Here is a 12,643-nt window from a genome sequence, read left to right as displayed (position 1 = left end):
GATCACCGCGTGACCATGCCGTACCCGTTCACTGCCGTCGTCGGACAGGACGACCTGCGCCTTGCGCTGCTGCTGAATGCAGTGGCTCCGAATGTCGGCGGCGTGCTCGTGCGCGGCGAGAAGGGCACCGCGAAGTCGACCGCGGTCAGAGCGCTGGCCGCGCTGATGCCGGAGATCGAGGCCGTGCCCGGCTGCCGCTTCTCCTGCGATCCGGCGAACCCTGACCCGGTGTGCCCCGACGGTCCGCATGATCCTGGTCTGGCGACGAGGCGGCACACCGCGCTGGTTGAGCTCCCTGTCGGGGCCTCGGAGGACCGACTTGTCGGAGCTCTCGACATCGAACGGGCCCTGGCAGAAGGCACGAAGTCCTTCGAGCCGGGTCTGCTCGCCGCGGCAAACCGGGGGATCCTGTACGTCGACGAGGTCAACTTGTTGCACGACCACCTCGTCGACCTCTTGTTGGACGCCGCAGCAATGGGTGCCTCGTACGTCGAACGCGAGGGGGTTTCCGTACGGCATGCCGCGCGTTTTCTGCTCGTCGGGACCATGAACCCCGAAGAAGGCGAATTGCGCCCCCAATTGTTGGATCGCTTCGGACTGACCGTCGAGGTCGCGGCCTCGCGCGAACCCGACCAGCGCGTGGAGGTCGTGCGGCGTCGGCTCGCGTACGACGACGACCCCGCCGGGTTCGCGGCGCGCTGGGCCGACGAGGAGGCCGCCGTACGGGCGCGGATCGTAGCCGCGCGTGAGCTGTTGCCGTCCGTACGGCTCGGCGACGGGGCGCTGCGGCAGATCGCGGCGACCTGTGCAGCCTTCGAGGTCGACGGGATGCGAGCCGACATCGTGATGGCGCGTACGGCGACCGCGCTGGCCGCGTGGGCAGGCCGTACCGACGTACTCGCCGAGGACGTCCGGCAGGCCGCGCTGCTCGCCTTGCCTCACCGTCGGCGGCGTAATCCCTTTGATGCGCCGGGACTTGATGAGGACAAGCTCGACGAAACCCTGGAGGAGTTCAGCGGCGAGAGCGACCCCGGCGACGAGGACCCGGATCCGGACGGGCCCGGCGGTGGCGGGCAGCCGCCGCAGGATGGGCCGGACGGGGATGACTCGCCTGCCGGTGATGTTCCGGCGCAGGGCGAGCCCTCCGAGGGCGACGGGCAGGCGTCGGCGGCACCCGGTGGCGGTGAGCAGTCCCCCGTACGGGCTGCTGAGCCCTTTCGTACAAAGATGCTGAGCGTGCCCGGACTCGGCGAGGGCGCTGCCGGACGGCGGTCCCGGGCGCGTACCGAGCACGGGCGGACCACCGGTGCCCGGCGGCCCCAAGGTGCGCTCACGAAGCTGCACTTGGCGGCGACGGTGCAGGCTGCCGCGCCGCATCAGCGGGTGCGTGGGCGGTCCGGGCCGGGGCTGGTGATCCGGCGGGACGATCTGCGGCAGGCCTCCAGGGAGGGGCGCGAATCCAATCTCGTGCTGTTCGTCGTCGACGCCTCCGGGTCCATGGCCGCCCGGCAGCGGATGAGTGCCGTGAAGGGGGCCGTGTTGTCGCTGCTGCTGGACGCGTATCAGCGGCGGGACAAGGTGGGGCTGGTGACCTTCCGGGGGAAGGACGCCGAGGTTGCGCTGCCGCCGACTTCGTCGGTGGACGCGGCGGCGGCTCGGCTGGAGTCGTTGCCGACGGGGGGCCGGACGCCGCTGGCCGCGGGGCTGTTGAGGGCTCATGAGGTGCTTCGGGTGGAACGGCTCAGGGATCCCGAGCGGCGTGCGCTCGTCGTCGTGGTGACGGACGGGCGGGCCACGGGTGGGCCTGATCCGGTGGCGCTGGCCGGTCGCGCGGCGCGGTTGTTCGCGGCGGATGGGGTCGCGTCCGTCGTCGTCGACTGCGAGTCGGGGCCGGTACGGCTCGGTCTTGCCGGGCAGCTCTCCGGTGAACTCGGCGCTACCGCAGTGAACTTGGACGAGCTGCGCGCCGACTCGATCGCCGGGCTCGTCAGGGATGTTCAGGGCAGCAGGGGCAACGGCAGGAGGGCCGCGTAATGCCGCAGGGACAGCCGAGTGTCGTACCGGATGACGGGTTGACGACTCGTCAGCGGAGGAATCGTCCGCTCGTCGTCGTGCATACGGGGATCGGCAAGGGCAAGTCCACCGCCGCTTTCGGGCTCGCGTTGCGGGCGTGGAATCAGGGGTGGCCGATCGGGGTGTTCCAGTTCGTGAAGTCGGCGAAGTGGAAGGTCGGCGAGGAGAACGCGCTCAGGGTCCTCGGCGCCTCCGGCGAGGGCGGGTCCGTCGACTGGCACAAGATGGGTGAGGGCTGGTCCTGGGTGCAGCGCGACTCCCAGATGGACAACGAGGAGAAGGCCCGCGAAGGGTGGGAGCAGGTCAAGCGGGACCTCGCTGCCGAGACGTACAAGCTGTATGTCCTCGATGAGTTCGCGTACCCCATGCACTGGGGGTGGGTCGATGTCGATGAAGTCATCGCCGTGCTTCGGGATCGGCCGGGGGCGCAGCATGTCGTGATCACCGGGCGGAACGCGCCCGAGAAGCTCGTCGACTTCGCCGATCTCGTCACCGACATGTCCAAGGTCAAGCATCCGATGGACGCCGGTCAGAAGGGCCAGAGGGGCATCGAGTGGTGATGTCCGTTCCTCGGCTGGTCATTGCCGCGCCGTCTTCGGGCAGCGGCAAGACCACTGTTGCTACGGGGCTGATGGCGGCGTTCGCCTCGCGGGGGCTTGCCGTGTCTCCGCACAAGGTGGGGCCCGACTACATCGATCCCGGGTATCACGCGCTTGCCGCCGGGCGGGTGGGGCGGAATCTCGATGCGTATCTGTGTGGGGCGGAGTTGGTGGCTCCGTTGTTCGCGCATGGTGCGCGGGGGTGTGATGTCGCGGTTGTCGAGGGTGTGATGGGGCTGTACGACGGGGCCGCCGGGGAGGGGGAGCTGGCGTCCACCGCTCATGTGGCGAAGTTGTTGCGGGCGCCGGTGGTGTTGGTTGTGGATGCGTCTTCGCAGGCTCGGTCGGTGGCTGCGTTGGTGCATGGGTTTGCTTCCTGGGATCCCGAGGTGTGGGTTGCGGGGGTGATTCTCAACAAGGTGGGGTCTGAGCGGCATGAGGTGATGTTGCGGGAAGCGTTGGACGGGGCCGGGGTGTCTGTGCTGGGCGTCTTGCAACGCGATCGGGAGGTGGGGACGCCGGCTCGGCATCTTGGGTTGGTGCCGGTTGCCGAGCGGCGGGGGGAGGCGGTTGGGGCGGTTGGGGTCATGGCGTCGCGGGTGCGGGAAGGGTGCGATCTGGATGCGCTGCTTGCGCTGGCGCGGAGTGCGCCTGCGTTGTCGGGTGCGGCGTGGGATCCGGCTGAGGTGGTGGCCTGCGGCGCCATTTCCCCAGCCCCGCCCCTTCCCGAAACTGGGGGCTCCGCCCCCAGGCCCCCTTATCGGCCTGAACGGCCTCGTCCTCAAACGCCGGACGGGCTGGAGGTAGCTGGGGTGGGTGGGTGTCAGTCGGCCTTGCGGCCTCGTCCTCAAACGCCGGACGGGCTGAGTGGTGTCGGCCTGGGCTCAAATGAACTGGCCGGGCCAACAGGCCCGAACCAGCCGAAGGCGGCCCCCATCGTCGCCATCGCCGGCGGGCCCGCCTTCACCTTCTCTTACGCCGAGCATGCCGAGCTGCTTGCCGCCGCCGGAGCAGAAGTCGTGACCTTCGACCCGCTCCATGACGAGCAACTGCCGGATGGAACGGCGGGGTTGGTCATCGGAGGCGGGTTCCCGGAGGTGTATGCCTCCGAGCTGTCCGCCAACGAGCCTCTGCGCAAAGCCATCGCCGAACTGGCCTTCAGTGGTGCTCCTGTCGCCGCCGAATGCGCCGGTCTCCTCTACCTCTCCCGTGAGCTCGACGGTCAGCCGATGTGCGGCGTGCTGGACGCGACTGCCCGTATGGACGAGCGGTTGACCCTCGGGTATCGGGAGGCCGTGGCTGTGAGCGACAGCGTGCTCGCGGCGGCCGGGACGCGGATGCGCGGGCACGAGTTTCACCGGACCGTCGTCGAGCCGGGCGCGGGGGCCGCTCCCGCCTGGGGGCTCCATGCTCCTCAACGGCGGGTCGAAGGTTTCGTACAACAAGGTGTGCACGCGAGTTACGTGCACACGCACTGGGCGTCCGCACCCGGCGTCGCCCGTCGGTTCGTGGAGAGGTGCCGGACGTCATGAGCAGCAGGCTGATCGGAGTCGGAGTGGGCCCCGGGGACCCGGAGCTCGTGACGGTCAAGGGGGTCAATGCTCTCCGCACGGCGGACGTGGTCGTCGTTCCCGTGATGGAGACGGGCGAGCGCGGGCGCGCCGAGGCCACCGTGCTGCACTACGTACCCGAGGACAAGGTCGTACGGGTCGTGTTCGCGCTCAACGAGCGGTCGGACCGCGGGCGGCGCGAGGCGGCTTGGGACGCGGCCGGTGCGCGGGTGGCCGAGTTGCTGCGCACCCACGCCACCGTCGCCTTCGCGACCATCGGCGACCCGAACGTGTATTCCACGTTCACCTATCTCGCGCAGACCATCGAGGAGTTGGCCCCGGGCACGGCCGTCGAAACGGTGCCCGGCATCACCGCGATGCAGGACCTCGCGGCCCGTTCCGGTGCCGTACTGACCGAGGGCACCGAGCCGCTCACGCTGGTCCCCGTCACGGCCGGCGCCGCAGTCCTGAAGGACGCGCTGAGCGGCCCGGGAACGGTGGTGGCGTACAAGTTCGGCCGCCTGGCGGAGGAAGTGGCTGCAGCGCTCCGGGAAACCGGGCGGCTCGATGACGCGGTATGGGGTTCGGCACTGGGCCTCCCCGAAGAGTCGATCAGCCCCGCATCCGACCTGGACGGCACTCCCCTGCCCTACCTCTCCACCCTCATCGCCCCAGCCCAACGCCACGGCAAACGCGGCGGAAAGCTGTGACCGCCCGAAATCGCTGATCACTCGTAGCCCTCGCACGCAGCCCTCGCAGTACTCGTACCACTCGTAGGAGAGGACCCACCCCATGCCCGACGCCCCCACCCCCAAGGTGACCTTCGTCGGCGCCGGGCCCGGCGCAGCCGACCTGCTCACCTTCCGCGCCGCCAACGCGATCGCAGAGGCCGACATCGTCATCTGGGCGGCCAGCCTCGTGCAGGAGGAGGTCCTGGAGCACGCACGCGAAGGCGCGGAGATCCTCGACTCGGCGACGATGTCCCTCGAGGACGTAGTCGCCGTGTACGAACGAGCCGCGGCGAACGGCCTCAAGGTGGCCCGCATCCACTCCGGCGACCCGGCGCTCTGGGGCGGCACCCAGGAACAGCTCGACCGGTGCCAAAGCATCGGCATCGAAACCGAGATCATCCCCGGCGTCTCCGCCTTCTCCGCCGTCGCCGCCCTGGCTGGGCGCGAGCTGACCATCCCCGAGATCGCCCAGTCCGTGATCCTCACCCGCCTCGGCGGCGGCAAGACGCCCATGCCGCCGGGCGAGGAAGTACGCGAGTTCGCCCGCCACGGCACCACCATGGCGCTGTTCCTGTCAGCGGCTCGCAGCGGCCAGCTCGTACGGGAACTGCTGGAGGGCGGCTACCCGACGACGACGCCGGTCGTGGTCGCGTACCAGGCGACCTGGCCCGAGGAACTGATCGTGAAGTGCACGATCGGCACGCTGGAGGAGACCGTCAAGGAGCACAAGCTGTGGAAGCACACGTTGTTCCTGGTCGGCCCGGCCCTCGACGCGCACGGCACCCGCTCGCACCTCTACCACCCCGGCCACTTCCACGGCTTCCGCAAGGCGGACCCCGAGGCACGTAAGGCGCTACGCACCCGAGGTGCCACACCATGATCAGACCCGTGATCAGAGTCATCGGTACGGGAACGGGGGCGCCCCTTCCTCCGGACGCCGAGGCCGAGTTGGCCACGGCGACGCTCGTCGTGGGCGCCCGTCGCCACCTGGCGGCGGCCCGCCTCCCGGACACGGCGGAAGGGATCGTCCTCGGCCCGCTGCCGCCCGCCCTCGACGCGATCGCCCAGGCGATGGCGAAGCCGGCGGATCACCAGCGCATCGTCGTACTGGCCTCCGGAGACCCCGGCTTCTTCGGCATCGTACGAGCCCTGGCCGACCGCTTCGGCGCCGAAGCCCTGGACGTACGCCCCGCCGTCTCCTCCATCGCCACAGCCTTCGCCCGACTGGGCCTGACCTGGGACGACGCAATCGTGGTGAGCGCCCACGGCCGGGACCTACGGACCGCGGTGAACGTCTGCCGTGCCCACCCGAAGGTGGCGGTGCTGACCGGTCCGGGCGCCGGGCCCGCGGAACTGGGCGCCGCACTGCAGTCGGAATCGCAGTCGCACCCGCACTCACCCTCAAGCGAACGCATCCTCATCGTGGCCTCGTCCCTGGGCGCCGGCCCCGACGAGCACCTCGAACGAGTCACCCCCGCCGAAGCCGCCACCCGCGACTGGGGCCCCGCGGTCAACGTCCTCCTCTGCCTCGACGAGTCCCGCGCAACCTCCCCCGCACCCACCACCATCGCCGGGCCGTCCCCCGGGCCCACCCAATGGGCCCTGGACGAGACCGAGTTCACGTACCGCGACTCAATGATCAGCAAGTTCGAAGTACGGGCCCTGGCGCTGGCCCGGCTCGGGCCGCGGCTCGGCGACCATGTCTGGGACATCGGCGCGGGCTCCGGCTCGGTCGCCGTGGAGTGCGCACGGCTCGGGGCCGCCGTGACCGCCGTCGAGAAGAGCGCGGACGGCGTGGACCGCGTACGCGCCAACGCCGCCGCGCACGGCGTAGACATGGCCGTCGTGCAGGGCGTCGCACCCGCCGTACTCGCCGAACTCCCCGCCCCCGACGCCGTGTTCATCGGTGGCGGCGGGCGTGAGCTGCCCGCGATCGTGACGGCCTGCGCACACCGCGCACCGCGGGCGATCGTGGTCGCCATGGCCGCGCTGGACCGGGTTCCGGCGGCGCGTGAGGCGCTGCTGGCCGCCGGTTTCACCTGTGACGGCCTGCTCCTGCAGTCGTCCCGGCTCGCGCCGCTGCCCGGGGACGTGACCCGGCTCGCGGCGACCAATCCCGTCTTTCTGCTGTGGGGCGTACGGCCCCCGGCGCGTACCGAGGGAGTTGCTCAGTGATCGGCCTGATTTCGGCGACGGCGGCGGGTGTCCGGGCCCGTGAACGGGTGGCCGCGGCCTGGCCGGATCGTACGCGGGTGTACAACGGTCCCGTGGGCGATGCCGTACGGCGGGCCTTCGCGGAGTGCGAGCAGTTGGTGTGCTTCCTCGCGACGGGAGCCGTGGTCCGGCTCGTCGCGCCCCTGTTGGAGAACAAGGCGTCCGATCCCGGGATCGTGTGTGTCGACGAGGGCGGACGGTTTGCGGTGTCCCTCGTCGGCGGGCACGAGGGCGGCGCCAATGAACTTGCCCAAGCGGTGGGCGAGTTGCTCGGCGCGCAGCCCGTGGTGACCACGGCGACGGACGCGGTCGGTCTGCCCGGCCTCGACACGCTCGGCTTCCCGGTCGAGGGCGACGTCGCCGCGGTGACGCGGGCTCTGCTGGACGGCGAGCCCGTCGCCCTGGAACCGGAGGTGCCGTGGCCCCTGCCACCGCTTCCGCTGTCCCCTACAGGTCAGTACACGATCCGCGTCAGCGACCGCCTGGCCGAGCCCTCCACGCACGAAGTCGTCCTCCGCCCGCCGTCCCTCGTCATCGGCGTCGGCGCTTCCAAGGGCGCGCCCGTGGACGAGGTGCTGGAGAACATCGAGGGCGCCCTGCGCGATGCCGGCCTTTCCGCGAAGTCCGTCGCCGAACTCACCACCGTCGACGCCAAGGCCGACGAGCCCGGCCTCGTGGAAGCAGCCGCCCGCCTCGGCGTCCCCCTGGTCACCTACTCCGCCGAGGAGTTGGCGGCAGTAGCAGTCCCGAACCCGTCGGACGCCCCCCTCGCAGCCGTCGGAACGCCCTCCGTGGCAGAGGCCGCCGCGCTCGCACGGGGCGGCGAACTCCTCGTACCCAAACGGAAGTCGACCGGACGGCCCGAAAAGCCGGGACAGCCGCCACTTCCCGCGATGGCGACCTGTGCCGTCGTACGCCGTCCGTCCCGCGGCCGACTCGCCGTCGTCGGCCTCGGCCCCGGCGCGCGCGACCTCCTCACCCCCCGCGCCAGGGAGGAACTGCGCCGCGCCTCCGTGCTCGTCGGCCTCGACCAGTACGTCGACCAGATCCGCGACCTGCTCCGCCCCGGCACCCGGATCCTGGAATCCGGACTCGGCGCGGAGGAGGAACGGGCCCGAACCGCCGTGGCGGAAGCCCGACTTGGTCACGCCGTCGCGCTCATCGGCAGCGGGGACGCGGGCGTGTACGCGATGGCCTCGCCCGCGCTCGCTGAGGCGTCCGACGACATCGACGTGGTCGGAGTGCCGGGAGTGACCGCGGCGCTCGCGGCCGGGGCGATCCTGGGGGCGCCACTTGGCCATGACCACGTGTCGATCAGCCTGTCCGACCTGCACACTCCGTGGGAGATCATCGAGCGTCGGGTACGGGCGGCCGCGGAGGCGGACATCGTGGTGACGTTCTACAACCCCCGTAGCCGGGGCCGCGATTGGCAGCTTCCCGAAGCGCTGGCGCTCCTCTCCGCGCACCGCAAGCCCACGACGCCCGTCGGTGTCGTACGCAACGCCTCGCGCCCGGACGAGTCCAGCCGCCTCACCACACTCGCCGAACTCGACCCGGCCACCGTCGACATGATGACGGTCGTGACGGTGGGCAACACGGCGACCCGTGAGATCGCGGGCCGTATGGTCACGCCGCGCGGCTACCGCTGGCAGGAGGAACCTCAGTGAACCGAGAGGACCGAGTGAGCCAGGTGTTCCCGGAGTCCCGCGTCGTGCACCCCATCGAAGAGGAGTCCTTCCGGCGGCTGCGCGCCCGGCTCGACACCTCGCACTTCCCGCCGCTCACGCGCGCCGTGGTGGAGCGAGTGATCCACTCGGCGGCCGACCTCGCGTACGCGGACGATCTCGTCATGGACGAGGCCGCGCTGGAGAAGGCCCATGCCGCGCTGCACGACGGGGCGCCCGTCGTGGTGGACGTGGAGATGGTCGCGGCGGGCATCACCCGGCGCGAGACCGTGTGCCGACTGAAGGACGCCGAGTCCGGTCCCGGTCTTACCCGTTCGGCGCATGCGATCCGGCTCGCGTACGAGCAGGTCGGCCCCGGTGCGCTCTGGGTGATCGGCTGCGCTCCGACCGCGCTGGAGGAGCTGCTGACGCTGGATGCCGCTCCGGCGCTCGTCATCGGTCTGCCCGTCGGTTTCGTCGGCGCGGCGGAGTCCAAGGCCGCGTTGCGCGAGAGCGGGCTGCCCGCCGTCAGCAACATCTCCGAGAAGGGCGGTTCGGCGGTCGCCGCGGCGGCGCTGAACGCCCTGCTGTATCACCCCGTACCCCCATCGCACCCCGTACACCCGACTCACCCTGCACCCCCCGTTTCCAAACACCCCGTATCCGAGGCCTCCGCGCCCCTGAAGGAGAACCCGTGACCACGTCCCAGCCGCCCGCCCTGCTCATCGCCGGACACGGCACCCGGGACGACGCGGGCGCCGAGGCCTTCCGTGATTTCGTGCGGGAGTTGGGCCGCCGTACCCCCGAACTCCCCGTCGCGGGCGGCTTCATCGAACTGTCCCCGCCGCCGCTCGGCGACGCCGTGACGGAGCTGGTCGAGCGAGGGGTACGCCGTTTCGCCGCCGTCCCGCTGATGCTGGTGTCCGCCGGGCACGCCAAGGGCGACATTCCGGCGGCGCTGGCCCGTGAGAAGGAACGGCACCCGGGGATCTCGTACACGTACGGCCGCCCGCTCGGCCCGCACCCCGCGCTGCTCACCGTGCTGGAGCGAAGGCTCGACGAGGCGCTCGGTGCTACGGCGCGCACGCCCTTCGACCGTGCCGATGTGACCGTCCTCCTCGTCGGTCGCGGCTCGACCGACCCGGATGCCAACGCGGAGGTCCACAAGGCGGCGCGGCTGCTGTGGGAGGGGCGGGGGTACGCGGGTGTGGAGACGGCGTTCGTGTCGCTGGCGGCGCCGGATGTGCCGTCAGGCCTCGACCGTTGCGTGCGGCTGGGCGCCCGCCGGATCGTCGTGCTCCCCTACTTCCTGTTCACCGGCATCCTGCCGGACCGGGTGCGGCTGCAGACCGAGGGCTGGGCGGCGGCACACCCGGAGATCGAGGTGCGGTCGGCCGAAGTCATCGGCCCGGAGCCGGAGTTGCTCGACCTGGTGATGGAGCGCTACCGGGAAGCCGTGGCCGGCGACCTCCGCATGAACTGCGACTCCTGCGTCTACCGCATCGCGCTGCCGGGCTTCGAGGACAAGGTGGGCATGCCCCAGCAGCCGCACTTCCACCCGGACGACGACGATCACCACCACGGTGATCACCACCACGGGCACGCACACTCCCATGCGCACTGAGAGAACCGAGGGACCGGAGAACCGGGCGCACGACCTCCGTCACCACGGTGACGCCGAGGTACGAGACGACGGCTCGGCCCTCGTCGACCTCGCGGTGAACGTCCGCGCCGACACCCCACCGACGTGGCTGCGCGACCGTATCGCCGAGTCGCTGACCGGCTTGGCGGCCTACCCGGACGGGCGGTCCGCGCGTGCGGCGGTGGCCGCCCGGCACGGGGTCCCTGCCGAGCAGGTACTCCTCACGGCAGGCGCGGCGGAGGCCTTCGTGCTGCTCGCCCGTGCCCTGAAGGTACGCAAGCCGGTGGTGGTGCACCCCCAGTTCACCGAGCCGGAGGCGGCGCTGCGGGACGCGGGCCACTCGGTGGACCGGGTCCTGCTGCGCCCGGAGGACGGCTTCCGTCTCGCCCCCTCGGCCGTCCCCGAGGACGCGGACCTGGTGGTGATCGGCAACCCGACCAATCCGACGTCCGTCCTCCACCCGGCGGCCTCGATCGCCGAACTCGCGCGCCCGGGAAGGACGTTGGTGGTCGACGAGGCATTCATGGACGCGGTACCGGGCGAGCGCGAGGCCCTAGCCGGCCGGACGGACGTCCCCGGCTTGGTGGTACTGCGCAGCCTCACGAAGACGTGGGGTCTGGCCGGGCTCCGCATCGGCTACGTACTCGCGTCTCCGGAGGTGATCTCGGGCCTGGAGCGGGCGCAACCCCTCTGGCCGGTCTCCACCCCGGCCCTCGCCGCAGCCGAGTCCTGCATGTCCCCGCGCGCGTTGACGGAGGCGGCCGAAGCGGCCCACCGCGTCACCGCCGACCGAGCCCATCTCGTCGCCGGACTCAAGGAGTTCGCCCCCGACGGCCTGTCCGTGACCGAGCCCGCCGAGGGCCCCTTCGTCCTCGTACGACTCCCCCGCGCGACGGCCGTACGCCACCACCTGCGCACCCTCGGCTACGCGGTGCGCCGCGGGGACACGTTCCCGGGACTCGGCGAGGAGTGGCTACGGCTGGCGGTCCGGGACCGGACGACGGTGAACGGCTTCCTGCAAGCGCTGGACCGGGCGATGACGCTGGCGGGCCACGGGGGCGAAAGCACCCGCTAACCAACCACCTTCCCGTTCAGCACGACCCTCCGCGGAGCGGCCAGCACCCGCACATCCGCCCGCGGATCCCCGTCGTACACCACGAGGTCCGCGGCCGCCCCCTCCTCCAGGCCGGGCCGCCCCAGCCACGCCCGCGCGCCCCACGTCGTGGCCGACAGCGCCTCGACCGGAGGGATCCCGGCGTTCACCAGTTCCGCCACCTCCCCGGCCACCAGCCCGTGCGCGAGTGAACCACCGGCGTCGGTGCCCACGTACACCGGGATGCCCGCGTCGTGTGCGGAGCGCACGGTGTCGTAGCGGCCCTCGTGGAGCCGTCGCATATGGGCGGACCAGCGCGGGTACTTGGACTCGGCGCCGGCCGCGAGGCTCGGGAACGTGGCGATGTTGACGAGGGTGGGGACGATGGCGACGCCTCGTGCGGCGAAGAGGGGGATGAGGTCCTCGGTCAGGCCCGTGGCGTGCTCGATGCAGTCGATGCCGGACTCGACCAGGTCCCGCAGGGAGTCCTCGGCGAAGCAGTGGGCGGTGACGCGCGCGCCGAGCCGGTGGGCCTCGGCGATGGCGGCCTCGACCGCGTCGCGCGGCCAGCAGGCGCTCAGGTCTCCCGTTCCGCGGTCGATCCAGTCGCCCACCAGCTTGACCCAGCCGTCACCGCGCCGGGCCTCCTGGGCCACGTATGCGACGAGGTCGTCGGGCTCGATCTCCCACGCGTAGTTGCGGATGTAGCGGCGGGTGCGGGCGATGTGGCGGCCGGCCCGGATGATCTTCGGGAGGTCGTCACGGTCGTCGATCCACCGGGTGTCGGAGGGCGAACCGGCATCCCGGATGAGGAGGGCGCCGGCGTCGCGGTCGGTCAGGGCCTGCTTCTCGGCGACGTCGGCCGGTACGGGGCCGTGGGTGTCGAGCCCGACGTGGCAGTGCGCGTCGACGAGTCCGGGCAGCGCCCAGCCCTGGACGGTACGGACATCACGGGCGCCGACGGGACGCTCGTACGAGATTCTGCCGTCGATCACCCAGAGTTCGTCCCGGACGTCGTCGGGGCCGACGAGCACCCGTCCCTTCACGTGCAGCACCGCGCGATCGCTCATGGTGTGC

The 12,643-nt window shown here is 71.4% G+C and carries 11 protein-coding genes; 10 read left to right on the top strand and 1 reads right to left on the bottom strand.

Features of this window, described 5'->3' with window-relative positions:
• Nucleotides 1-9 precede the first annotated feature (9 nt).
• From OHT21_RS36640 to cobC, 10 genes are all read left to right on the top strand, one after another.
• On the top strand, nucleotides 10-2,034 hold the full coding sequence (locus tag OHT21_RS36640) for a putative cobaltochelatase (protein ID WP_328772564.1): 2,025 nt from the start codon (nucleotides 10-12) through the stop codon (nucleotides 2,032-2,034).
• Nucleotides 2,034-2,633, top strand: a complete 600-nt coding sequence (gene cobO / locus OHT21_RS36635; protein ID WP_328772563.1) for a cob(I)yrinic acid a,c-diamide adenosyltransferase — start codon at nucleotides 2,034-2,036, stop codon at nucleotides 2,631-2,633. The genes OHT21_RS36640 and cobO overlap by 1 nt, the downstream gene beginning before the upstream one ends.
• Entirely contained in the window at nucleotides 2,633-4,204 is a 1,572-nt protein-coding gene (locus OHT21_RS36630; RefSeq protein ID WP_328774357.1) for a cobyrinate a,c-diamide synthase, read from the top strand. Before cobO ends, OHT21_RS36630 begins: the two co-directional genes overlap by 1 nt.
• Entirely contained in the window at nucleotides 4,201-4,932 is a 732-nt protein-coding gene (gene cobI / locus OHT21_RS36625; protein WP_328772562.1) for a precorrin-2 C(20)-methyltransferase, read from the top strand. The genes OHT21_RS36630 and cobI overlap by 4 nt, the downstream gene beginning before the upstream one ends.
• An 82-nt stretch (nucleotides 4,933-5,014) precedes the next feature.
• Nucleotides 5,015-5,833 carry a precorrin-4 C(11)-methyltransferase gene (gene cobM, locus OHT21_RS36620; RefSeq protein ID WP_328772561.1) on the top strand — a complete coding sequence of 273 codons (819 nt, stop codon included), beginning with the start codon at nucleotides 5,015-5,017 and terminating at the stop codon, nucleotides 5,831-5,833.
• An 8-nt stretch (nucleotides 5,834-5,841) separates the two neighbouring features.
• The gene (gene cbiE, locus OHT21_RS36615; protein ID WP_328774356.1) at nucleotides 5,842-7,128 is read left to right on the top strand and encodes a precorrin-6y C5,15-methyltransferase (decarboxylating) subunit CbiE; all 1,287 of its coding nucleotides are present in this window, start codon (nucleotides 5,842-5,844) and stop codon (nucleotides 7,126-7,128) included.
• Entirely contained in the window at nucleotides 7,125-8,834 is a 1,710-nt protein-coding gene (gene cobJ, locus OHT21_RS36610; RefSeq protein WP_328772560.1) for a precorrin-3B C(17)-methyltransferase, read from the top strand. Before cbiE ends, cobJ begins: the two co-directional genes overlap by 4 nt.
• Complete coding sequence (locus OHT21_RS36605; protein WP_328772559.1) at nucleotides 8,831-9,529, top strand: precorrin-8X methylmutase; 699 nt, start codon at nucleotides 8,831-8,833, stop codon at nucleotides 9,527-9,529. Before cobJ ends, OHT21_RS36605 begins: the two co-directional genes overlap by 4 nt.
• Complete coding sequence (locus tag OHT21_RS36600) at nucleotides 9,526-10,455, top strand: sirohydrochlorin chelatase (RefSeq protein ID WP_328772558.1); 930 nt, start codon at nucleotides 9,526-9,528, stop codon at nucleotides 10,453-10,455. Before OHT21_RS36605 ends, OHT21_RS36600 begins: the two co-directional genes overlap by 4 nt.
• A complete protein-coding gene (gene cobC, locus OHT21_RS36595; RefSeq protein WP_328772557.1) occupies nucleotides 10,445-11,548 on the top strand; it encodes an Rv2231c family pyridoxal phosphate-dependent protein CobC in 1,104 nt (367 codons plus the stop codon). Before OHT21_RS36600 ends, cobC begins: the two co-directional genes overlap by 11 nt.
• Here the strand turns inward: cobC and OHT21_RS36590 are convergent.
• On the bottom strand, nucleotides 11,545-12,636 hold the full coding sequence (locus OHT21_RS36590; protein ID WP_328772556.1) for an amidohydrolase family protein: 1,092 nt from the start codon (nucleotides 12,634-12,636) through the stop codon (nucleotides 11,545-11,547). The genes cobC and OHT21_RS36590 overlap by 4 nt on opposite strands.
• Between the last annotated feature and the right edge of the window lie 7 nt (nucleotides 12,637-12,643).

It is taken from the genome of Streptomyces sp. NBC_00286, assembly GCF_036173125.1.
Lineage (GTDB): Bacteria > Actinomycetota > Actinomycetes > Streptomycetales > Streptomycetaceae > Streptomyces.
Note: the sequence above shows the minus strand (reverse complement) of the source record. Positions and strands in the feature narration are given on the sequence as shown.